We start from the raw sequence: 23865 nt of genomic DNA, 5'->3' as shown, positions 1-23865 counted from the left end.
ATGTTCATGGGCGAATTCCAGCATAACATTGATGCAAAAGGAAGAATCATCGTTCCTTCCAAGTTCCGTGACGAACTTGGTGAGACATTTATTGTAACGCGTGGACTAGACAAGTGTCTGTTTGCCTACCCCATGAATGAATGGAAATTATTAGAAGATAAGTTAAAAAAACTCCCACTTACTAAAAAGGATGCCAGAGCTTTTACTAGGTTCTTCTTTTCAGGAGCTGTTGAATGTGAAGTGGACAAGCAGGGAAGAATAAATCTTCCACAGCCGCTTAGAGGTTATGCAGCATTAGAAAAGGAATGTGTGGTAATTGGTGTCTCAAACCGTATAGAGTTCTGGGCAAGTGAAAATTGGGAAGACTATTTTAATGACTCTGAAGAATCCTTTGCAGAAATAGCCGAAAATCTAATGGATTTTGATATTTAATTTTATCATTAGTTGCTAAGGCAAAAGGAATTGACAAAAGTAGGTGGATCGTATGTTTGAGCATTATAGTGTATTAAAGCAAGAAACAATAGAAGGTTTGGCAATAAAAGCTACTGGTACATATGTTGATTGTACAGTCGGTGGTGGTGGCCATTCGGAAAGTATTGCATCACAGCTTCAAGAGGGTGGACGATTAATTGCCTTTGATCAGGACGAGGATGCATTGCAGGCAGCTAAAGAAAGACTTTCAGCTTTTGAAGATCGCATTTTGTTCATCCATTCTAATTTTAGTGGTCTAGAACAAGCATTAATTGATCACGGAATAAACGAAGTGGATGGCATCTTATTTGATTTAGGTGTGTCTTCACCACAGTTAGACCGAGGTGAAAGAGGGTTCAGTTACCAACATGACGCGGTATTGGACATGAGAATGGATCAGAGTAACGAGTTAAATGCTTATGAAATTATTAATAACTGGCCTTATCAAGACCTTGTCTCCATCTTTTTTAAATATGGTGAGGAGAAATTTTCTAAGCAGATTGCCCGTAAGATCGAACGACAACGTGAAGAGAAACCAATTGAAACAACGCATGAGCTAGTAGAGATCATTAAAGAAGGAATTCCAGCGGCAACCCGCCGTAAAGGTGGGCATCCTGCTAAACGTGTATTTCAAGCGCTTCGGATAGCAGTAAACGATGAATTGCAAGTCTTTAATGATGCGCTACACCAGGCAGCAAGAATGACAAGCTTACACGGAAGAATTGTGGTTATTACCTTCCATTCACTTGAAGACAGACTATGTAAGCAAGCATTTAAGAAATGGAGCACCGCAAAACCTACACCGCGGAATCTGCCAATTGTTCCAGAATCTCATGAGGCACCATTTAAGGTTATAACAAGAAAACCTGTGATTGCAGGTGACCAAGAGCTTGAAGCAAATCGAAGGTCACGCTCTGCAAAACTAAGAATTATCGAAAAAGTAAAAGCTTGGGATGAATCATTTAACTATGAGGAAGGGTGGAAAAAATAATGAGCGCAAATCATGCACGTCAATGGCAGCAGCCAAGGACCCAGCATAGACCGGAGAAACAAGAAAAAGTTGCGGTAAAAGTTCAACGGCAAGGTTGGATTACAAAGGGAGAAAAAGTAATCTATTCGGCAGTAGGAGCAATGCTAATTGCAGCTGGCATATTTGTCGTTTCTTTCTCATCCAGTACTGATGCATTAAACCGTGATATGCAAAAGCTAGAAAAAACAGTACAAACACAGCAAACGACCAATGAAGGGTTGCTTTTTGAAATGAAGGAATTAAGCAGACCGGAACGTATCACCAAAATTGCAGAAGAAAATGGGCTAAAAATACAAAATACACAAGTGAAACAAACAACTGCCTATAATGAAACTGAGTAATCAGGAGAGAAAGTTATGAGAAAAAACCGTACAACACATTTCATGGCTGGTATTCTCATCATTATTTTTGTTGGTGCTTTCTTGCTTTTGACGGGTAGATTTCTCTATATCCAGGCTACAGGTGAAATAAATGATGTTTCATTAGAAGAATGGGCTGAACAGAAACGGACCTCTTCTTATACAATGGCAGCAGAACGAGGGAGGATTTTCGACAATAATGGCATGATGTTGGCATATGACAGACCGACCTTTCGCATGTACGCAATTCTTGATGAAGCTTATACTGGGGAATCGGAAGAGCCCAAGCATGTGGTAGATCCGGAGAAAACAGCAGAGGAGCTAGCACCATTATTGGATGTTGAGGAAGAAGAACTGCTGGAAACCTTAAAGAGCGGGATAGAAAAGGACCGTTTTCAGGTCGAGTTCGGGAATGCCGGGAAAGAGTTATCACAACAAAAAAAGGATGAAATTGCCGCCAAAAACCTTCCAGGAATTAAATTTGAAGAAGAGGCGCTACGTTATTATCCAAATGGCATGTTCGCATCACAGGTGATTGGATTTGCCAGAGATACGGAAGTAGAAGGTGAAGAAGGCAATATTGTGCACGAAATCAAGGGGATTGCCGGTATGGAAAAAGTGATGGATGATATACTTAAAGGTACTGATGGTCAAATCTCTTACCAGCGGGATAAATACAATAAAAAGCTACTAGACCCAAGTGAAGTGGTAACAAAGCCACAAGACGGGGATGACATCTATCTAACTATTGACCAAAAAATTCAAACGCTACTTGAGGATGCGATGACACAGGTGGATTCGAAGTACAGTCCGGAGAGAATGAGTGCTGTCGTCATGAATCCAAAAACCGGTGAAATCGTGGCAATGAGCAACCGCCCAAGTTATAATCCTAATGATCCAAGCAATGTAGAAAACTGGTATAACGATGTGGTCTCCACACCATTTGAACCAGGTTCTACCGTTAAAATGTTTACATGGGCAGCTGCAATAGAAGAAGGCGTTTATAATGGAGAGGAAGGTTATGAATCTGGTAGCTACCAACCAAATAAACAAATAAAAGCGATTAATGACCACAACGGTGGAGCAGGCTGGGGAACGATTTCATTTGATGAGGGATTCCAGCGGTCTTCTAACGTAGCTGCAGCCAAATTAGCTTGGGAGAAGGTTGGACCAGATAAATTCCTAGAATATCTAAAAGCCTTTCAGTTTGATAAAGAGACGGGGATAGATTTACCTGGTGAAGTAAAGGGAGAGATCCTTTACAATTGGCCATTAGAGAAAATCACTTCTTCTTTCGGTCAAGGAAGTACAATGACACCAATCCAGCAAATGAAAGCAGCTACGGCAATTGCTAATAATGGGGAAATGCTTCAACCATATGTGATTAAAAAAATTGTGGACCCAGATACTGGAGAGACAGTTGAAGAAAAATCAAAAAATGTAGTGGGCAACCCGATATCTGAGGAAACAGCAGATCATGTTTTACAATTACTTGAAACCGTTGTGAATGGTGAGCATGGGACAGGAAAAATGTACAAGCTCGACGATTATACTGTTGGTGGTAAAACGGGAACAGCGCAAATACCGAACGATCAACCAGGTGGCGGAGCTTATATGAGCGGTAATGAAAACCATGTGTTTTCTTTCCTGGGAATGGCGCCGATTGATGACCCACAATTAATGATGTATGTCACAGTTAAGCAACCTGAATTAGAACCAACCGAGTCAGGTTCAGACCCAGTTTCTTTCATTTTTAAAAATGTTATGGAAAATGGCTTACATTATTTGAATATAAGCCCAGATAACGAAAAAACTGAAGAAACGCAGCAAATGAAGGTTCCTAAATTAGTAGGTGAAAACGTAAGCGACGTACAAAAGACCCTCGAGAAAAATGGTATACGTACTACTGCAGTAGGGAAAGGCAAAGTAGTTGCTGCTAGTGTGAAAGAAGGGGAAAGTATTCTGGCACATGACCATGTAATTCTAGTTACGGAAAATCCAGAAATGCCAAAAGTCATAGGCTGGTCTTTACGTGAGGTGCTACAGCTTACTGACCTACTAGAATTGAAAACAGAAACGTCGGGCAGTGGATTTGTCGTTACACAATCTATTAAGGCAGGCACTGCGCTTAAAAAAGAAGATTCCTTAAGTGTCGAACTGCTTCCGCCAAATGAGCAGAAAGAAAAGGAAGATGCAGGAGAAACGGAGCAAGAAGAGGAATAAGCAAATCACATGAAACAGTGTTCTATTCTAATTTTACAATCATATAGTGGATACAAGCCTACCTATGAAAAGGGGATGGAAAATGAAACGCGTATCCACTGTGACTGTAAAAAAACGAATCGTTACTGTTTTTCTTTTTGGTTTACTTATTTTTAGTATTATTGATATTAGACTAGGTTATGTTCAATTTATTATAGGTGACAAACTAGTTGGACAAGCCAATGATCTATGGACGAGAGACATTGTGTTCGAACCTGAGAGGGGCCAAATCCTAGATACGGACGGAGAGGTATTAGCGGATAATGTTACAGCTCCCTCTATCGTAGCAGTACCTAGACAGATTAGTGATCCAGAAGAGACGGCAGAGAAGTTGGCGGGCGTTTTAGATGTTTCAAAAGATAAAGTGCTTGCAGATATAACAAAAAATGCATCGAGTGTAAATCTTCGTCCAGAGGGAATTAAAATTAGTGAGAAACAGGAGCTTGCTATACGAACTTTAAATATGGATGGGATATATTTAGCAAAGGATTCTAAAAGACATTATCCAAATGGAGAAGACCTTTCCCATGTTCTAGGCTTTGCTGGTATTGACAACCAAGGCCTAATGGGCTTGGAACTCTACTATGATGATAAGCTTAAAGGAGAGGAAGGAAGTCTGTCGTTTTATTCAGATGCTAAGGGGAGGCGGCTGGATAGTTTAGCAGATGTATATACACCGCCAGAAGACGGACTTAACCTAAAAACCACAATTAACTCAAAAGTACAGACAATTATAGAACGGGAACTAGATCTCGCTGTTTCAAAATATAGTCCAGATGGGGCGCTTGCTATAGCGGTAAACCCCAAAACCGGTGGTATTCTTGGAATGAGTTCCCGTCCCAATTTCCATCCGGAAAATTACCAGGAGGTAGACTCAAACATCTTTGATCGGAACCTACCCATTTGGAGTACCTATGAGCCCGGATCGACTTTTAAAATCATAACATTGGCAGCTGCTTTAGAAGAGGCAGTAGTAGACCTAGAAGAGGATGAATTCAACGATGATGGTTCGATTAGTGTTGATGGAAGTGAACTTCATTGCTGGAAAAGTGGCGGCCATGGTAATCAAACGTATCTTGAAGTGGTGCAAAACTCTTGTAACCCTGGGTTTGTGACATTAGGTCAGAAGCTCGGAAAAGAAAAGCTTTTTTCATATATCGATAAATTCGGTTTTGGAGAAAAGACTGGGATTGATTTGCAGGGTGAGGGGAATGGGATTTTGTTTGCAGAAGATCGAGTTGGACCTGTGGAGCTTGCCACTACTGCATTTGGGCAAGGTGTATCTGTGACCCCAATTCAGCAGGTTATGGCAGTAGCTGCCTCTGTGAATGGGGGATATTTATATGAACCTTATCTTGCTGAATCATGGATTGACCCAAAAACAAATAAAATTGTAGAAACACATGAACCGAATGTTAAAAGAAAAGTCATTTCGGAGGAAACATCCGAGGAGGTTCGTAACGCGCTTGAAAGTGTTGTTGCGCAAGGTACAGGCCGTCCTGCATATGTAGATGGATATCGTGTTGGTGGGAAAACCGGTACTGCACAAAAAGTAGGACCTGACGGAAGATATATGGAAAACAACTACGTGGTTTCTTTTATAGGATTTGCCCCAGCAGATGATCCAGAAATGGTTGTGTATGTGGCAGTTGATAATCCTAAAAACACCGTGCAGTTTGGTGGTGTGGTAGCGGCGCCAATTGTAGGGCAAATTATTGGAGATAGTCTTCAGGCAATGGAAGTTGAGCCACGTACAGGTGGAATGGACAAAGAATATCTATGGCCTGAAGAACCGAAAGTAGAAGTGCCAGATTTAATTGGTTTAACAAAAGAAGAATTAGCAGAATATATGACAAACTTATCCATTGAAACAAGTGGAGAAGGTGAGTATATTATTGATCAGGCACCGAGTCCTGGTACAAAGGTAGAGCAAGGGTCTAAAATGAGGATCTATTTATCCGAAAAAGATCGTTAAACAAAAAAAAATTTGCTATAATGGTTACGCATGAAAAAATCTAGCATAATGCTTTATGGGGTAAAGCTAGGTGCCCCCTTTATTTCGTTAAATTAATTGCAATTAAATAAGAGGGTGGGGACACCCTCTTAAATTTGAATGTTACTGAGAATACATATGTAGGACATTATGAATGATAGGATGTTAGTTATGAGATTAGAGGAATTATTAGAGGAAATACCTTTTTACCATGCAAGTGCTTCTTTGGAAGGCCTGCAGATTGATTCCATAGAAATGGATTCAAGGATTAACAGTCCAAATAGTTTGTTTGTGTGTATATCAGGCTATACACAGGATGGTCATGACTTTGTAGACCAGGCGATTTCAAATGGAGCCATTGCTATAATTGCTGAAAAACCAGTCAAGACAAATGTGCCAGTCATAATGGTTAGAGACACTGCCAGGGTAATGTCTATGGTTGCTGTTCGTTTTTATCAAAATCCAACGAGGAAGCTACCACTGATTGGTGTAACCGGCACGAACGGGAAAACGACAGTTACGTACTTGCTTGAAACCATTTTTAATAAGAATAAGAAGAAAACTGGAGTTATTGGCACGATTCAAATGAAAATTGGTGACGAAACATATCCTGTTAATAATACAACCCCAGATTCGTTAAGTTTACAGAGATTTTTTAGTAAGATGCTCCAGAACGAAGTGGATCAGGCAATCATGGAAGTTTCCTCCCATGCTTTGGATATGGGACGTGTACATGGTTGTGAATTTGATGTTGCCATTTTTACTAACCTTTCACAAGATCATTTGGATTATCATAAAGATATAGATGATTATTTACGTGCCAAAAGTCTTTTGTTTGCTCAGTTAGGGAATACTTATGCAAAACACCAGCCAAAATTTGCAGTATTAAATGAAGATGATCCAGCCAGTAGCGTCTTAAAGCGCAGCACTGCCCAAAATATTTTAACCTATTCTTGTAAAAAAGAGGCAGATGTAACAGCAGAAGACATTCGCTTAGATGCAGGCGGTACTTCGTTTACTTTAAGAACACCGGTTGGTGACATTGAAATTAATTCCAAGCTAATTGGAATGTTCAATGTTTATAATATGCTTGCTGCTAGCACAGCAGCTATTGCAAAAAATGTTTCACTGGCTGTTATTAAAGACGCGCTTGAAAGCATAACAGGGGTAAACGGCAGATTTGAGCCTGTGGATGAAAAGCAAGACTATGCAGTAATTGTTGACTATGCACATACACCTGATTCTTTAGAGAACGTAATGCAAACAATCAAGGAATTTGCTGAGGGAAAAGTTTATGTAGTGGTAGGATGCGGTGGAGATCGTGATAGAACAAAACGTCCTCTAATGGCAGGAATAGCCCTTCATTATGCGGATCGGGCCATTTTTACCTCAGACAATCCACGTACGGAAGACCCTGCGCAAATTCTAAAGGATATGACAGCAGACTTGTCGAGGAACAAAGAAGATTATGATGTAATATCTGATAGAAAAGAAGCGATTGAGCATGCAATAAAACTTGCGCAAAAAGACGATATCATTCTAATTGCAGGAAAAGGTCACGAGACGTATCAACAAATTGGCCTTGTGAAATATGACTTTGATGACCGCGAAGTGGCAAGACATGCCATTAAGACAAAGGGGAATTAACCATGTTGTTTACAACGGATTGGCTTGAGGAATTTCTCACTCCAATGACAAGAAGAAATAATCATTATGAGATACATGAAGTGATGACAGATAGCCGAAAGAAAGCGAATAATGCATTGTTTATCCCACTTATCGGCGAAAATTTTGATGCACATACTTACTTGGAACAAGCAGTGGAGAACGGAGCAGTCGCAACGATCTGGGATAAGCGTAAGCCATTACCAGAGAAGCTTAATCCTTCCATTTCCGTCTATATGGTAGAGGATACACTAATGACCTTGCAACAAATCGCTTCAAAGTACAGAGACCAAGTAAATCCTAAAGTTATTGGGATTACAGGTTCAAATGGAAAAACGACAACCAAGGATATGGTGGCGTCTATCATGAGGACTACTTTTAAGACTCATCATACCCAAGGAAATTTCAATAATCACATAGGGTTGCCACTCACTATTCTTTCTATGAAACGAGAGACAGAAGTTCTTGTGTTAGAAATGGGGATGAGCCAGGCTGGAGAAATTGATACCTTAACTCGTATTGCCCGCCCAGATTATGCCCTAATCACCAATATTGGTGAATCTCATATAGAGTATCTTGGCTCTAGAGAAGGAATAGCGAAGGCAAAATTAGAAATAGTAAATGGATTGAAAACAGATGGCATACTATTGTTGGATGGTGACGAGCCATTACTTTCTTTCAAACATCAGCATGTAAATGTTGTGACATGTGGTTTTGAGCCTGGTAATGAACATGTTATTAACTCGGTCCACATAAATCATAATAAGACGGACTTTGAGGTGGATGGTCAATCTTATACAATACCTCTGCCAGGAAAGCACCATGCAAAAAATGCTACTTTAGCGATGTCTGTATGTGGAAAACTGGGTGTTACAAAAGAATGCATCCAGAAAGGGTTGCTGGACCTAGAAATGACTTCTATGCGTTTTCAACTTATGGAAGGTAAACAGGATGTGGCAATTATTAATGATGCTTATAATGCTTCTGCAACTTCCATGAAGGCAGCAATTGAAGTAGTAAAGCAAATGGAAGGTTTTAAAAAGAAGGTACTTGTTCTTGGTGACATATTAGAACTTGGTGATTATGCAGAGGAACTACATCGATCTGTAGCGGATGCAATCGAACATCCGGTTGACACAGTGTATACCTATGGAGAGAGTGCCAATTGGATATCATCTGAGCTTCAAAATAAAGGAACAGACATTGAGATAGAGCATTTCACAACAAAGTCAGCCCTGATCGAAGCACTTCAACCATACTTAAATAAAGAAACACTTATTTTATTCAAAGCATCAAGAGGATTAAAGTTTGAAACAATGGTAGAGGCAATTAGCTAGCCACTACCGATGGACGGTTAATCTACAAGGAGGAAAAGTAGTGAAAATCTCAATATTATTAATTACAATTGCAATAGCATTTTTAATTACCGTCCTTTTATCTCCGATATTTATTCCATTTTTAAGAAGATTAAAGTTTGGACAAAGCATTAGAGAAGAAGGGCCAAAATCTCATCTCAAGAAAACAGGTACACCGACAATGGGTGGTCTTATGATTGTCTTTAGTGTTGTGATCACATCCATCATTATGGCATTAAAAGCAGGTGCTGAAGGGATCGGCTATGAACTATGGCTGTTAATATTTGTTCTGCTTGGCTATGGCCTACTCGGATTTTTGGATGACTTTATTAAAGTAGCAATGAAGCGTAACCTTGGCTTAACCTCGAAGCAAAAAATGGCTGGTCAAATAATTATCGCACTTGTTTTTTATTTTATTTTACAGAGTCAGGGCTTTGATACATATATTCAAATCCCAGGCACCTCATTACAGTTTGAACTAGGATGGGGCTATGCCATTCTTATAATTGTCATGTTAGTGGGCGCTTCGAACGCTGTAAACTTAACAGACGGTTTAGATGGTCTGTTGGCTGGAACTGCTGCCATTGCGTTTGGGGCATTTGGTATTTTAGCATGGTACGGGTTCCCGCAAAATGAGGTTGCAATATTCTCATTAGCAGTGGTTGGGGCGTTACTCGGTTTTCTAGTGTTTAATGCTCATCCAGCTAAAGTGTTTATGGGAGACACTGGATCCTTAGCTCTAGGTGGCGCAATTGCTGCTATCGCTATTTTAACTAAACTGGAAATAATCCTTGTTATTATTGGCGGGGTTTTTGTCATTGAAACACTCTCAGTCATTATTCAAGTAATTTCCTTTAAAACAACTGGTAAAAGAGTGTTCAAAATGAGTCCCCTGCATCACCACTATGAATTACTCGGATGGTCTGAGTGGCGAGTAGTTACGACTTTCTGGCTTGTCGGACTTGTTTTTGCCGCGCTTGGTATATATATAGAGGTGGGATTAAATTGAAGCAGCTAATCGATTTTCCATATTCTAATGTATTGGTGCTTGGTTTAGCCAGAAGTGGAACGGCAGCTGCCAATGTACTACTTGAAAATAGTAAAAACGTCCGGATTAATGATATGCATGCAAAAGAAGACGATGAAACGGTTGAAGAGCTTAAGTCTAAAGGTGCTGAGGTGATATTAGGAACACACCCCCTTCATGTCCTAGATGGGATAGATATCATTGTAAAAAACCCGGGGATCCCTTATGATAACATCATCTTGGCAGAAGCGATGAAGGGAGACATACCTATCATTACCGAAATTGAGCTTGCTGGACAATTAGCAGATGGGGAAATCATTGCGATAACTGGTTCAAATGGGAAAACCACTACCACAACATTAACAACTGAAATGCTTTCAGAAAGTAATTTAGCTGTTAAAGTAGCAGGTAATATCGGGCTGGTAGCTACGGAAATCGCTCAGACCGTCGAAAGTGACGAGTCACTTGTCTTAGAGCTCTCTTCTTTTCAATTACTCGGGATTCAACGATTTAAACCGAGTGTTGCCGTGGTTCTTAATATTTTTGAGGCACACCTTGATTATCATAAAACGATGGAAAACTACATGGAGGCAAAATTTAATATCTTTCGGAATCAAACGGAATCCGATTATCTTGTTTATAATGCCGATGATACTAAAATCGTAACTGCAATTGAAAAATCTCCTTCTCTAAAGGTGCCTTTCTCTGCCACACAACGCCTTCCTAACGGTGCGTGGATGGACCAAGATTATTTGTATTTCCGTGAAGAGAAAGTAATGCCAGTGTCCGATATTGTACTGGTCGGGGAGCATAACCTGGAGAATATTTTAGCGGCTATTGCAGCTGCAAAGTTACGTGGTGCTACAAATGAAGGAATTTACAAGGTACTCACCACTTTTTCAGGTGTTAAACATCGTCTGCAATTCGTAGGTAACATCAAACAAAGGCTGTTTTATAATGACTCTAAAGCAACGAACATGTTGGCAACACAAAAAGCACTCTCATCCTTCAAACAACCTGTTATTCTGTTAGCAGGGGGGCTTGACAGAGGAAATGATTTTCAAGCACTTTTGCCATATTTAAAACATGTAAAAGGGTTGGTCGTCTTCGGACAAACTGCTGAAAAATTGAAACATTTGGGCGAACAGGCAGACATTTCGAATATTATATTTGCTGAGGATGTAGAGGATGCAGTTGAAAAAGCATACCAGGTTTCAGCAGAAGAAGATGTTATTTTATTATCACCAGCTTGTGCAAGCTGGGATCAATATAGAACCTTTGAAGAAAGAGGTGACATGTTTATACAAGCCGTGCATAGACTAAAATAGGGGGCTTGTCTTAAACAGTCAAATATAATCACTAAATTGGTAGATAACACCCCCGTCTCATTTAAGAAGAAGGGGTGTTTTTTTGTTGAGAAAAATGATAAAGGATTCAAACGCACCTGATTATATACTGATTGCCGTAGTACTTGGTTTGTTAACAGCTGGAATTGTTATGGTGTATAGTTCTTCGTACGTGTGGGCAGATTATAAGTTTGATGACTCCATGTATTACTTAAAAAGACAATTATTATTTGCTGGTGCTGGTATTGTTGCGATGATCGTCACCACACTCGTACCTTATGGAACCTGGAAAAAGTATGCCAAAATCTTACTTATCACATGTTTTGTTCTTTTGTTACTCGTTCTAATTCCAGGGGTAGGAATGGTAAGAGGAGGTGCGCAAAGTTGGATAGGTGTTGGAGCATTTAGCATCCAGCCATCTGAGTTTATGAAATTAGGATTAATTATATTTCTGGCAGCCTATCTCGCATCAAACCAAAAATACATTACCTCATTTAAAAAAGGCTTTTTTCCCTCTATCATACTTATTTTTACGGCATTTGGGCTTATCATGCTACAGCCTGATCTTGGTACAGGAATGGTGCTAGTGCTCACCTGTATGGTAATGGTGTTTGTGGCAGGGGCAAGGCTATGGCACTTTTTTGGACTAGCCGGGCTTGGTGTGTTAGGGTTTGTCGCGTTGATTGCATCTGCTCCGTATCGAATTAGTAGAATAACCGCGTTCTTGAATCCTTGGGAAGATCCTTTAGGTGATGGTTTTCAGATTATACAGTCTTTATATGCAATTGGCCCAGGAGGTTTAATGGGGTTAGGTTTGGGGGAAAGTCTACAAAAGTACTTTTATCTACCAGAACCGCAAACCGATTTTATTTTTGCAATACTAGGAGAAGAATTAGGTTTTATTGGCGGGAGTGCTGTCATTGGTTTGTTTCTCCTATTACTTTGGAGAGGTATTAAAATAGCACTTGATGCACCAGATGCATTTGCCCGTTTCTTAGCACTTGGTATTATTTCTATGCTTGCCATTCAGGCAATGATTAATATTAGTGTGGTAATTGGTTTAATTCCTGTTACAGGAATCACGCTACCTTTCCTTAGTTATGGTGGTTCTTCCTTAACTTTAACCTTATGCTCGGTTGGAGTACTATTGAATATTAGTAGATATTCAAAAATCTAAGTTAGTATACAGGGGGATTTAAAACTGGTAAAAATTAATAGGTGATTAATCTTAAAAACTTGATAAACTATGATTGTATACTACATTTCCATAAGGAACTTGTGATATAATTCATGTAACAGGAAACATTGGCTATTTCTAGTCGAAACTCTTTGTTAATTTTTTATAAAGGAAGAAATGGAGATGAGCCAAAAGAAGATTGTTTCAATCGAGGATCGTATCCCAAAACTGAAACAGGCAAGAAAAAAGAAAGCGAATCGTCGTTTAGTATTCTACCTTTCTATTTTTTTCTTATTAATTTCAATTATTGCTTATTTACAATCACCTTTGAGTGATGTAAAAACAATAACGATTAAAGGTAATACATTTTTATCCGATAATGAAATAGAGGAATTAAGTGGTCTCACAACAAATACGAATATCTGGAGCCTTAACAAAAAAGAAATTCGCGCAGAAATAGCTGCAAATCCTATTGTTGATTCAGTAGAGGTCTCCAGACAGCTCCCGCGAACTGTGGAAATAGAGATAAAAGAATTAAGTCGGGTAGGGTATGTCACCCAAGATAGCAACTACTATCCTGTGTTAGGAAATGGGACAGTGCTAAAAGATGCCGGTCAGCAACTTTCCAACGGGGACGCGCCATTATTGCTCGATTTCAAGGAAGAAGAATATTTACATAGGATGACAGCAGAGCTTGAGAAGTTACCAACTAGTATTCTGAAATTAATTTCGGAAATTTATTGGGTGCCAACTGACGAGAATAAGAATAAACTTATGCTCTATATGAATGATGGCTTTATGGTAGATGGTACGATTAGGGATTTCGCGGAAAAAATGAGTGTGTATCCGTCCATTGTTTCCCAGCTTGAAGAGGGAAATAAGGGGATTATTCATATTGGAGTTGGAGCTTACTTTGAGGCGTTTACCGATTCTGAGAGTCAAGAGACATCCGAAGAGGATAGAGAGGATGCTACAGATTAACTTTACTCAATTTATATTTGCAGTCATATAACGAGTCGGTTAAACGAAATATATAGAGTAAGTGTCTGTATTTGTTAAAATACAATAAAAAGTAGCAGAAAAATAAAGGAATCAGCTATTTCTTGTGGAATTACCTATAATATATTTCTTTTTCTAGGATATTACTTTAAAATGATATGTTATCAGATAGAATTATAGAATACTTAAACAAAACACAAAGATGAAGTTTGCTGAATTTAGGGGGTGCCTTACTTTTGAACAACAGTGATATATTAGTTAGCCTTGATATAGGTACTACAAAAATCAAAGTAATAATTGGAGAAGTATTAAATGACTCATTAAACATTATCGGAGTAGGGTCTGCAAAGTCTAATGGTATGAAAAAAGGCGCAATAGTAGACATTGATCAAACAGTTCAATCAATACGCAATGCTGTTGAGCAGGCCGAACGGATGGTTGGAATGCAGATTGACCGTGTAGTCGTAGGGATTAATGGCAATCACATTCAGTTACAGCCATGTCACGGTGTAGTTGCAGTACAAAGTGAAGACAGAGAAATTGGAGATGAGGATATTAACCGTGTAATTGATGGTGCACAGGTTGTGTCCATTCCACCAGAAAGAGAAATTATTGATGTCATTCCCAAACAGTTTATTGTTGACGGTCTTGATGAAATAACAGACCCCAGGGGAATGATTGGTGTGCGACTGGAAATGGAAGGTACTATTATTACCTGTTCTAAAACCGTACTCCACAATATTTTAAAATGTGTAGAACGGGCTAATCTGCAAGTAGCGGACATTTGCCTCCAGCCATTAGCTGCTGGAACGGTAGCCTTATCAAAAGATGAAATGAATATGGGCGTTGCGCTTATTAACATTGGCGGCGGATGTTCTACCGTATCTGTATTCGAAAATGACCATCTTGCAGCAACGTGTGTCATTCCTTTGGGAGGGGATAATATTACGAAGGATCTCTCCATTGGGATGCGGACAACTTCCGAGGAAGCAGAGGACGTAAAGCGTAATTATGGACATGCTTTTTATAATAATGCCCAGGAAGACGAAACGTTTGAGGTATCTGTAATTGGAAGTAATTCGAAACAAACGTACAACCAGTTGCAAATCTCTGATATGATCGAAGCAAGGCTGGAAGAAATCTATGCCTTTGCGGAACGTGAAATTAGAAAAATGGGATATGGCGAATTGCCTGGTGGATTTGTCTTAACTGGTGGGACAATGGCCATGCCTGGCGTATTAGAGTTGGCACAGGATATGTTCCATACAAGTGTCCGAATAGCTATACCTGATTACATAGGTGTTCGGGAACCGCAATTCACTGCAGGAGTAGGAATCTTGCAATTTGCATATCGAAATGCGAAAATACAGGGAAAAGAGTTATTTCCTTCTGTTATTGTGCCTGAACAAGATCAAAGGCCAAAAAGAACTAAAAAACAAACTCAATATAATGAACCAAAAGAAAAAAAGAAAAAGGATTCCAGCATAGCAAACTTGTTTAAGAATTTCTTTGATTAATGTGCTAGGTTTGTAGAGCATTAATGCTAAATTCGATGATTGCTTCATAGAGACTAGATGGAACGACCCCTTACATATAGGGAAAGTGAGCTTCTGGGACGCTTGTAATTTGCATATAGGAGGAACGGAATATGTTAGAGTTTGATACAAATATGGAAGAGTTAGCAACAATAAAAGTAATTGGCGTCGGCGGTGGCGGAAACAATGCTGTAAACCGTATGATTGAGCATGGGGTTGAAGGTGTAGAATTTATCGCTGTAAACACCGACGCACAAGCTTTAAATCTATCAAAAGCAGAAGTGAAAATACAGATTGGCGGCAAACTGACACGTGGGCTTGGTGCAGGCGCTAACCCGGAAGTAGGAAAAAAAGCTGCTGAAGAAAGCAAAGAACAGTTAGAGGAAGTGCTTCAGGGCGCTGACATGATCTTCGTTACTGCCGGAATGGGCGGCGGTACTGGGACAGGAGCAGCACCTGTCATAGCACAAATTGCGAAAGACCTTGGCGCGTTAACTGTTGGTGTTGTAACACGTCCATTCTCTTTTGAAGGAAGAAGACGTTCGACACAGGCAATATCTGGTATCGAAGCACTAAAATCAAGTGTCGATACGCTAATCGTGATTCCAAATGATCGTTTGCTAGAAATAGTTGATAAAAACACACCAATGCTTGAAGCCTTCCGAGAGGCGGATAATGTATTACGCCAAGGTGTTCAAGGTATTTCCGATCTGATTGCAAAACCTGGATTGATCAACGTAGACTTCGCCGATGTCAAGACTATTATGTTTGATAAAGGTTCTGCTCTAATGGGTATTGGTGTAGCTACAGGAGAAACACGTGCTACTGAAGCCGCTAAAAAGGCAATCTCTTCGCCATTGCTTGAAACTTCAATTGATGGTGCACATGGTATATTAATGAACATTACTGGTGGAACGAACTTGAGCTTGTATGAGGTTCAAGAAGCTGCTGATTTAGTTACCTCTGCAGCAGATAATGAGGTTAACGTGATTTTTGGTTCAGTAATTAATGAAGACCTTAAAGATGAAATTGTTGTTACAGTTATTGCAACCGGTTTTGATGAGGCTGTGCAAAAAGCAGAAAAGCAACCTAAACAACAAACACAACGTCCAGTAATCAATCACAACCAGCATGCAGCTACGCGTGCGAACGAGGAAGCACCAACGAGAGAAACCTCACAACCACGAGCTAATAAACAAGAGGATGAAACATTGGATATTCCTACTTTCTTAAGAAATAGAAACCGTAATCGCTAAATTCAGTTAACCTAAAAAAGATGAACCCTGTACCAATCAGGGTTCATCTTTTTTTATGATTCTAAACTAGATAGAATAAAAGGATTTAGATTAGTGGCACGTTCGCCTCTGCGAGTAGAGAATTGCGAGACTTTCCTCACTTCCTTCTTAATCTTCCTCCTACTAACGTATGTTTGCCTGACATATTCCTCGATAACTAGTTGAAATTAGCCCCTTTACGCATACAAGAAGTGACAGACTTTGCTCTGCTGCTTCGGTATACTTTCATTACTATCTAAATACTCCTACCAACCATGCTTTTATTTACTCTCCAGATGACAGGATATCCGAAAGGAAGAGCTGCTTTGATCATTTATTTGGACGCTGTCTGGATGCTAAACTTTTTACTCGATGCGATGCTACTTCTATTAACTCAAGCTCTAGGCAGAGAAGTAACAAAGAAATGGAGAATCATATGTGGTGCATTTATTGCCTCTCTTTTGGTGCCGATCACCTTTTATTTTCCTGAATCTTTTTTTGTGGGAGTGGTTGGAAAGGTACTGTATTCCATTTTTATTATATGGAGTGCCTTCGGGTTTAAGTCCATTTATCGTACGCTGAAATTATTACTGATTTTCTATTTTTCTACCTTTTCTATAGGGGGTGGGTTACTAGCTGTTCACTTTCTCATTCAAAACCCTGTATCACTATCTGGAAGCAGTGTCCTTACCTTTAATGGAGGATTTGGAGACCCTGTCAGCTGGGTGTTCGTCGTTGTTGGGTTCCCAATAATATGGTGGTTTACTAAGAATCGAATGGACAAGCACGCAACGGAAAAAATCCGCTATGATCAACTCTGTATGGTAACCGTTCAATTGAACAATGAAACTTATTCTACACAGGGATACATTGATAGTGGTAATCAATTGACAGATCCTATCACAAAAAAGCCTGTAATGATCTGTGATGAAAGCTTTCTCAAAAATTGGTTTACAGAAAAAGACTGGAAGTTATTAAAAGCTTCATATGAAGGTCTAAATTTTGAACAACTCCCCAGTGAATGGGAGCGGTTTATCCAGATCGTGCCATATCAAGGGGTGCAAGGTAAAAGTGAATTTCTTTTTACAGTAAGACCGGAAAAGTTAATGGTTTATTATGGTGAACAAAAATTAGTTACGTCAAACGTGTTAATCGGTATCCAGTTTGCTGAGTTGGTAAAGGACGGAAGCTACCATTGTCTGTTGCAACCACAAATTATAAAACTAGCAGCTATTAGTTCTGCATAAAAAGGAGAGATTTAGATTGAAATCTGTTAAACTTCGTCTTCGTCTATGGTGGTATAAGCTACTCATTAAATTAGGGATTAAATCGGATGAAATCTATTATATTGGTGGAAGTGAAGCATTGCCACCACCCCTTTCCAAGCAAGAGGAACAAGAGCTTCTTATTCTACTTCCTAAAGGAGATAAGTCAGCGAGAGCAGTCTTAATAGAACGTAATCTTCGTCTTGTTGTGTATATCGCTCGCAAATTTGAAAACACGGGAATTAATATAGAGGACTTAATTAGCATTGGAACAATTGGTCTAATAAAGGCTGTTAATACATTTAACCCTGAAAAACAAATCAAATTAGCTACGTATGCTTCTAGGTGTATAGAAAATGAAATTCTTATGTATCTTAGAAGAAATAATAAACTTAAATCGGAAATATCCTTCGATGAGCCTCTCAACATAGATTGGGATGGCAACGAGCTTCTTTTATCAGACGTTTTGGGAACAGATGATGATATTATTACCAAAAATCTTGAATCCAATGTAGACAAGAGCCTTTTAAAAAGTGCCCTTTCACAATTAAATGATCGCGAAAAGCAAATTATGGAACTGCGTTTCGGCCTAATTGGTCAGGAAGAAAAAACGCAAAAGGATGTTGCTGATATGTTAGGAATTTCACAGTCTTATATTTCAAGACTGGAGAAAAAAATAATTCGTCGATTAAAAAAAGAATTTAATAAAATGGTCTAGCCTTATCACTCTAAGATTTAAGAGCATTTTGCACCATGTATGTCACTGACCGAACTGCATAAAAAGCTTTCCAGGTGGAGAAACTGTCCTTGAACAGCATCGCCATCTGGGAGGGTTGAACTAAAGTGACTAGACATAAAGTTGAAATATGTGGTGTTGATACATCGAAATTGCCCGTACTAAAAAACGATGAAATGCGGAAATTATTTGTTAGAATGCAACAAGAAGATGACATTTCTGCGAGAGAACAATTGGTAAATGGGAATTTACGCCTTGTTTTAAGTGTTATTCAGCGATTTAACAATCGCGGTGAATTTGTCGATGATTTGTTTCAGGTCGGCTGCATTGGTTTAATGAAATCCATTGATAACTTTGATTTATCACATAATGTAAGATTTTCGACGTATGCTGTGCCAATGATCATTGGAGAAATTAGGAGGTATCTCAGGGATAATAATCCAATTAGGGTATCTAGATCTTTACGAGATATTGCATACAAAGCTCTACAAGTTAGAGAAAAATTAATAAATAAAACATCAAAAGAACCAACACCTATGGAAATAGCTGAAGAGATGGGTGTTCCTCATTCTGATATTGTTTTCGCCATGGATGCTATTCAGGACCCTGTATCTCTATTTGAGCCTATTTATAATGACGGTGGGGATCCAATATTTGTTATGGATCAAATTAGTGATGAAAAGGACAAAGATTCAACGTGGCTTGATAAACTGTCATTAAAAGAAGGTATGCACCAGCTTAATGCACGAGAAAAAATGATATTGAATAAGCGATTTTTCCAAGGAAAAACACAAATGGAAGTTGCAGATGAAATTGGCATTTCGCAGGCGCAAGTATCTCGTCTCGAGAAAGCAGCCATTAAACAAATGAATAAACAGATGTTTGAATAAAGAAATATGGTTGAATTATTAGCTTAACTGAAGATCCGAACTATGCTAAAGCCAAAAAATTTAGCATAAGTTCGGATTTTCTTATGGTTAAATTTTTTCTTAAAGATTCTATGTAATCTCACATCGTTCCTACATTCATTGTCTTCTAGCTTTTATTCTCATACTTCTTTTTTATTATTGCAATTTACATGAAAATGTTTAGATGTACTGCATATATTTAAAGTAATTGGGGGGATTGAAAATGATGAAGTTATCAGAGTTGCAGGTAAAAGAAGTTATTATTGTTGACGACGGTAAAAGACTTGGACATATAACAGATCTTGAAATTGATACGGATAGAGGTAAGATCGTAGCGATTGTGCTGACGATTAAAGATAAAAAGAGTGGTTTTTTTGGAAAAGCAGATGAGTTGGTTATCCATTGGGAACAAATTGTAAGGATCGGTTCTGACGTAATTTTGGTGAAGAATATTGGAGAACCTAAACTCTATTCGGGGCATTTTATTACAGGCCATAACGGTTGAGATCGATTTAAATGTGGTAAAATGGTTCAAGAACATGGGGGAGGTTAAGACATGAGTGAACCATTTATCACAAAGCATACGTCCTATTTACGTATCGAAGAATGGGAAAAGCTGTCACCGTTATTGACAGTTGGATTTTCAACAAAAATAGGAGGGGTTAGTAAACCGCCTTATCAACATTTAAATATGGGTTTACACGTTAAGGATGACCAAAAAGATGTTATAGAAAATAGAGAAAAGCTAGCAGAGGAGCTTTCTTTTCCCCTTTCGAATTGGATTGTGGGAGAACAAGTCCATGATATAAACATTAAGACAGTCACAAAACAGGATGCTGGAAGAGGTGCAATTGAGTATGAAACCTCTATCTCCGACATAGATGGGATGGTGACTAGAGAGAAGGGAGTATTCTGTACTGCCTTTTTTGCAGATTGTGTCCCATTGTTTTTCTTTGATCCTAAACAGAATATTATTGGGATTGCTCATGCCGGGTGGAGAGGAACCGTACATGGGATCGGTAAACAAATGGTCGAAAGATTTCGTAGTCTAGGATCGAACCCTTCCGATTTGCAAGCTGTAATCGGTCCATGTATCTCCAAAAAGCATTATGAAGTGGACGAGCAGGTGATAACCCATATACCGAAGCCATTTCATTCGAATAGTGTAACTGTGAAACAAAATGGCCGCTTTAACCTTGATTTAAAACAACTAAATAAGGATATTCTTTTACAATCTGGGGTATTACGTAATAATATAGGTGTAACAAATTACTGCACTTATGAGGACAGCGAGCTTTTTTTCTCTCATCGGAGGGATAATGGGAAAACGGGGAGAATGCTTGGTTTTATTGGTTTTTCTGATTAGCTCAACGAAGGAGGAGAAGGGTAAGCATGCAAGTCGCAACAAATCTTAAAGAAATTAATCGTAGAATAGAAGATGCTTGTAAAAATAGTAATCGCTCAGTTAAGGATATCACCCTAATTGGGGTGACGAAATATGTTACAATAGAACGAACCGAGGAAGCAATTAAAGCTGGTGTATGCGATCTAGGAGAAAACCGTCTTGAGGGATTTAGGGAAAAATACGATTACTTTCAGGGGACAGATGTTAAATGGCATTTTATCGGAACCCTACAGTCAAGAAAAGTTAAAGATGTTATCCATCAGGTTGATGTGATTCACTCATTAGACAGGATTTCTCTTGCTAAAGAGATTAATAAACGTACCGAGAAAAAGATAGATTGTTTTATTCAAGTGAATGTAAGCAAAGAACAATCCAAGCATGGGATATCGCCAGAAGAGGTTCTTCCGTTTATTGAAAAGTTGCGTGAGTATGAAAATATTCGAGTAATTGGCTTAATGACGATGGCGCCACATACGAAAGACGAGACAGTGCTTCGTCAAGTATTCAAAAGACTTGCATACCTAAAAGAAGAAGTGCAAGAGAAGCGCTATGAGTCGGCACCTTGTGCGTATTTGTCGATGGGAATGAGCAACGACTATGAGGTGGCAATTGAAGAAGGAGCTACCCATATCCGAATCGGAACCAAATTAGTGGGGTGAAAAAGATGAGTATAAAAAACAAGTTAAAAAATTATTTTACGATGGATGAAGAATATGAGTATGAATATGTGGAAGTTCCAACTGATGAACAAGCAGAACCTGAACAAAAAGAAACACAACAGGGAAAGAAGCAAAATGTTGTTAGCCTAACCAGTATGCAGCAAGCTTCCTCAAAGGTTGTGCTGTGTGAGCCTAGAACCTATAATGAAGCACAAGAGATTGCTGACAATATTATTAACCGGCGCGCCGTCGTTATTAATCTGCAGCGAGTGGACCATCAACAGGCAAAACGAATTGTTGATTTTTTAAGCGGTACTGTATATGCTCTAAATGGAGATATACAAAAGCTTGGGGCAGAGACTTTTCTCTGTACACCGGATAATGTAAATGTTTCTGGAACAATTTCAGAAGCACTTTCAGAAAATGATTTTGAAAAGGGATGGTAGATAGATGTTTCAATTATTTCAGTTGTTAGATACAGCGCTTTATGTTTATAGTTTAGCGCTAATTGTTTATATTTTTATGTCTTGGTTTCCTGGTGCAAGAGAATCCAGTATTGGAAGTTTTTTGACTAAAATTTGTGAGCCATATTTAGAACAGTTTCGGAAATTCATCCCACCTATCGGCATGATTGATTTATCTCCAATCGTAGGGATATTTGTCATCCATTTAGCGAGAATGGGATTATGGGAATTTTACAAGATATTATTCTAGGATGGTACATATGGACATATATCAGCATTTTAGAAAAGATGAACAACCTTTTATTGATAAGGTGCTTTCTTGGAAGGAGCAGGTTGAGAGAAACTTTCAACCAAGGCTTACCGATTTTCTTGACCCTAGAGAACAACAGATTGTGAAAATGCTGGTTGGAGGAGAATCATCGGATATAAAGCTTTCCTTTGAAGGCGGAACTGCTGACGCTGAAAGGAAGCGTGCTATTCTGGCTCCCTATTATGATGAAATAAGCATAGAAGATTTTCAGCTGACCTTATGCCAAGCAACATATCAAAGTAAATTTGTTACTATAGAACATCGAGACGTAATGGGAGCATTTTTGTCGCTAGGAATTAAGAGACAGAAATTCGGTGATATTACTGTAAAGAATGGCATTTTGCAAATTGTTTTGGGGGATGAAATAGCCCCATTTGTAAGAGCGAATTTGAATATGATTAAAAAAGCCAAAGTAACACTTGAAGAAAAACCTTTATCTGAAGGATTGGCATCAGAACAGCAGTGGGATTTTTCCGATAAAACTGTTTCTTCTTTACGGTTAGATACGGTACTAAAAGAGATTTACCATCTATCCAGAAAGGATGCGGCGGCTAACATAACAAAACAGCAAGTGAAAGTGAATTATAAAGTAGTTGAAGACGGAAAGTACGGTCTTCAAGAAGGTGACTTATTGTCCTTAAGAGGGAAGGGAAGAAGTAAACTTGCTGCTGTTAATGGAACTACGAAAAAAGATAAGTTGAAAATAACCATTGCTGTGCTAAAATAAAATCATACCTTTGCAGGAATACAACGATTTTTGTCGAATTAAAGATGGACAGGTGATAATGAGAAATTGTTTTTATTTATTATTTTTACAGATGGAATGCTATTACTTTAAAGGAGGTGGCCAATGTGCCATTAACGCCACTAGATATTCATAATAAGGAATTTACAAGAAAGTTTAAAGGATATGATGAAGACGAGGTCAATGAATTTCTTGATCAGGTCATAAAAGATTATGAGATTGTGATCAGAGATAAGAAGGACCTTGCTGAAAAAGTAGAGCAACTGACTGAAAGACTCGGGCATTTTACGAATATAGAAGAAACACTTAATAAGTCTATTCTAATTGCGCAAGAAACTGCAGAAGAACTTAAAGGGAATGCGACGAAAGAATCGAAGCTAATCATAAAAGAAGCAGAAAAAAATGCAGATCGTATTATTAACGAAGCATTAAGTAAATCGAGACGTATCTCAATGGACGTAGAAGAGCTTAAAAAACAGGCTAAAGTTTTCCGTACACGCTTGAAAATGCTTGTTGAAGCCCAATTAGATATGATCGGAACAGATGATTGGGAACAGCTTTTTGACGCTGAAATTGGAGAAGAACTTGAATTAGCGGAAAATGAATCTTAAATCTTGACGGCGACACATTTTTTACATATAATTCATAGACATAAACAAAGTGAATTGTAGGACAATGATATAGCTAGACGTTGACGGAGATAGTATAGAAGGATCCTCTGATTATAGCGAACTGGGATACGGTGTGAGCCCGGTACAGAAACTTCTAGAACATCACTCCCGAGTATTCATTGCGAACAAAAAGTAGTAATGAACGGTTTATCCTCGTTACGGATATCGAGTGAATTTAAAATCGTTACGGTTTTAAGTTTATAAGGGTG

Annotated in this window: 23 protein-coding genes and 1 other annotated feature (1 of these 24 only partly in view); all 23 genes read left to right on the top strand. The window is 38.8% G+C overall.

Annotated features, from left to right (window positions below; all coding sequences use genetic code 11):
* The 23 genes from mraZ to AC6CHS_RS04155 all read left to right on the top strand — a co-directional run bounded on the left by mraZ (position 1) and on the right by AC6CHS_RS04155 (position 23596).
* Complete coding sequence (mraZ, locus tag AC6CHS_RS04265; protein ID WP_498234562.1) at positions 1-432, top strand: division/cell wall cluster transcriptional repressor MraZ; 432 nt, start codon at positions 1-3, stop codon at positions 430-432.
* Between the two features lie 52 nt (positions 433-484).
* Positions 485-1462 (top strand): 16S rRNA (cytosine(1402)-N(4))-methyltransferase RsmH, encoded by a 978-nt coding sequence (gene rsmH, locus AC6CHS_RS04260; protein ID WP_498234319.1) that lies wholly within the window; start codon positions 485-487, stop codon positions 1460-1462.
* On the top strand, positions 1462-1842 hold the full coding sequence (gene ftsL / locus AC6CHS_RS04255; RefSeq protein WP_498234317.1) for a cell division protein FtsL: 381 nt from the start codon (positions 1462-1464) through the stop codon (positions 1840-1842). Before rsmH ends, ftsL begins: the two co-directional genes overlap by 1 nt.
* Before the next feature lie 15 nt (positions 1843-1857).
* Positions 1858-4083 carry a penicillin-binding transpeptidase domain-containing protein gene (locus AC6CHS_RS04250; protein WP_498234316.1) on the top strand — a complete coding sequence of 742 codons (2226 nt, stop codon included), beginning with the start codon at positions 1858-1860 and terminating at the stop codon, positions 4081-4083.
* A gap of 82 nt (positions 4084-4165) precedes the next feature.
* Positions 4166-6097, top strand: a complete 1932-nt coding sequence (locus tag AC6CHS_RS04245; RefSeq protein ID WP_498234315.1) for a stage V sporulation protein D — start codon at positions 4166-4168, stop codon at positions 6095-6097.
* A gap of 189 nt (positions 6098-6286) precedes the next feature.
* Positions 6287-7762: a UDP-N-acetylmuramoyl-L-alanyl-D-glutamate--2,6-diaminopimelate ligase gene (locus AC6CHS_RS04240; RefSeq protein WP_498234313.1), complete on the top strand. Its 1476-nt coding sequence runs from the start codon at positions 6287-6289 to the stop codon at positions 7760-7762.
* A 2-nt stretch (positions 7763-7764) separates the two neighbouring features.
* Positions 7765-9117 (top strand): UDP-N-acetylmuramoyl-tripeptide--D-alanyl-D-alanine ligase, encoded by a 1353-nt coding sequence (locus tag AC6CHS_RS04235; protein ID WP_498234311.1) that lies wholly within the window; start codon positions 7765-7767, stop codon positions 9115-9117.
* 40 nt (positions 9118-9157) lie between these two features.
* Positions 9158-10144: a phospho-N-acetylmuramoyl-pentapeptide-transferase gene (mraY, locus tag AC6CHS_RS04230; RefSeq protein ID WP_106896580.1), complete on the top strand. Its 987-nt coding sequence runs from the start codon at positions 9158-9160 to the stop codon at positions 10142-10144.
* A complete protein-coding gene (murD, locus tag AC6CHS_RS04225) occupies positions 10141-11490 on the top strand; it encodes a UDP-N-acetylmuramoyl-L-alanine--D-glutamate ligase (protein WP_498234310.1) in 1350 nt (449 codons plus the stop codon). The genes mraY and murD overlap by 4 nt, the downstream gene beginning before the upstream one ends.
* A gap of 94 nt (positions 11491-11584) precedes the next feature.
* Positions 11585-12685: a stage V sporulation protein E gene (gene spoVE / locus AC6CHS_RS04220; RefSeq protein WP_498234561.1), complete on the top strand. Its 1101-nt coding sequence runs from the start codon at positions 11585-11587 to the stop codon at positions 12683-12685.
* A gap of 183 nt (positions 12686-12868) precedes the next feature.
* Complete coding sequence (locus tag AC6CHS_RS04215) at positions 12869-13666, top strand: cell division protein FtsQ/DivIB (protein WP_498234309.1); 798 nt, start codon at positions 12869-12871, stop codon at positions 13664-13666.
* A gap of 254 nt (positions 13667-13920) precedes the next feature.
* Entirely contained in the window at positions 13921-15201 is a 1281-nt protein-coding gene (gene ftsA, locus AC6CHS_RS04210) for a cell division protein FtsA (RefSeq protein ID WP_498234307.1), read from the top strand.
* Positions 15202-15332: 131 nt separating this feature from the next.
* Positions 15333-16475 carry a cell division protein FtsZ gene (ftsZ, locus tag AC6CHS_RS04205; RefSeq protein ID WP_036573236.1) on the top strand — a complete coding sequence of 381 codons (1143 nt, stop codon included), beginning with the start codon at positions 15333-15335 and terminating at the stop codon, positions 16473-16475.
* Positions 16476-16789: 314 nt separating this feature from the next.
* On the top strand, positions 16790-17740 hold the full coding sequence (spoIIGA, locus tag AC6CHS_RS04200; protein ID WP_498234305.1) for a sigma-E processing peptidase SpoIIGA: 951 nt from the start codon (positions 16790-16792) through the stop codon (positions 17738-17740).
* A 16-nt stretch (positions 17741-17756) separates the two neighbouring features.
* Positions 17757-18476 (top strand): RNA polymerase sporulation sigma factor SigE, encoded by a 720-nt coding sequence (sigE, locus tag AC6CHS_RS04195; RefSeq protein ID WP_106896585.1) that lies wholly within the window; start codon positions 17757-17759, stop codon positions 18474-18476.
* A gap of 125 nt (positions 18477-18601) precedes the next feature.
* On the top strand, positions 18602-19384 hold the full coding sequence (gene sigG / locus AC6CHS_RS04190) for an RNA polymerase sporulation sigma factor SigG (RefSeq protein ID WP_036573231.1): 783 nt from the start codon (positions 18602-18604) through the stop codon (positions 19382-19384).
* 241 nt (positions 19385-19625) lie between these two features.
* Positions 19626-19907 carry a YlmC/YmxH family sporulation protein gene (locus tag AC6CHS_RS04185; RefSeq protein WP_498234302.1) on the top strand — a complete coding sequence of 94 codons (282 nt, stop codon included), beginning with the start codon at positions 19626-19628 and terminating at the stop codon, positions 19905-19907.
* A 51-nt stretch (positions 19908-19958) separates the two neighbouring features.
* A complete protein-coding gene (gene pgeF / locus AC6CHS_RS04180; RefSeq protein ID WP_498234301.1) occupies positions 19959-20768 on the top strand; it encodes a peptidoglycan editing factor PgeF in 810 nt (269 codons plus the stop codon).
* A gap of 26 nt (positions 20769-20794) precedes the next feature.
* Positions 20795-21466, top strand: a complete 672-nt coding sequence (locus tag AC6CHS_RS04175; protein WP_498234299.1) for a YggS family pyridoxal phosphate-dependent enzyme — start codon at positions 20795-20797, stop codon at positions 21464-21466.
* Between the two features lie 5 nt (positions 21467-21471).
* Positions 21472-21912 (top strand): cell division protein SepF, encoded by a 441-nt coding sequence (locus AC6CHS_RS04170; protein ID WP_498234297.1) that lies wholly within the window; start codon positions 21472-21474, stop codon positions 21910-21912.
* Positions 21913-21916: 4 nt separating this feature from the next.
* Positions 21917-22180, top strand: a complete 264-nt coding sequence (locus AC6CHS_RS04165) for a YggT family protein (protein WP_036573217.1) — start codon at positions 21917-21919, stop codon at positions 22178-22180.
* A 10-nt stretch (positions 22181-22190) separates the two neighbouring features.
* Complete coding sequence (locus tag AC6CHS_RS04160) at positions 22191-22967, top strand: YlmH family RNA-binding protein (RefSeq protein WP_498234296.1); 777 nt, start codon at positions 22191-22193, stop codon at positions 22965-22967.
* A gap of 125 nt (positions 22968-23092) precedes the next feature.
* Complete coding sequence (locus AC6CHS_RS04155) at positions 23093-23596, top strand: DivIVA domain-containing protein (RefSeq protein WP_036573211.1); 504 nt, start codon at positions 23093-23095, stop codon at positions 23594-23596.
* 71 nt (positions 23597-23667) lie between these two features.
* Positions 23668-23865, top strand: a binding site (T-box leader); it runs 26 nt beyond the window's last position.

This window comes from Oceanobacillus sp. GQ8, from assembly GCF_059758495.1.
The sequence above is the reverse complement of the archived record's forward strand: the minus strand, read 5'-3'. Positions and strand labels throughout refer to the sequence as shown.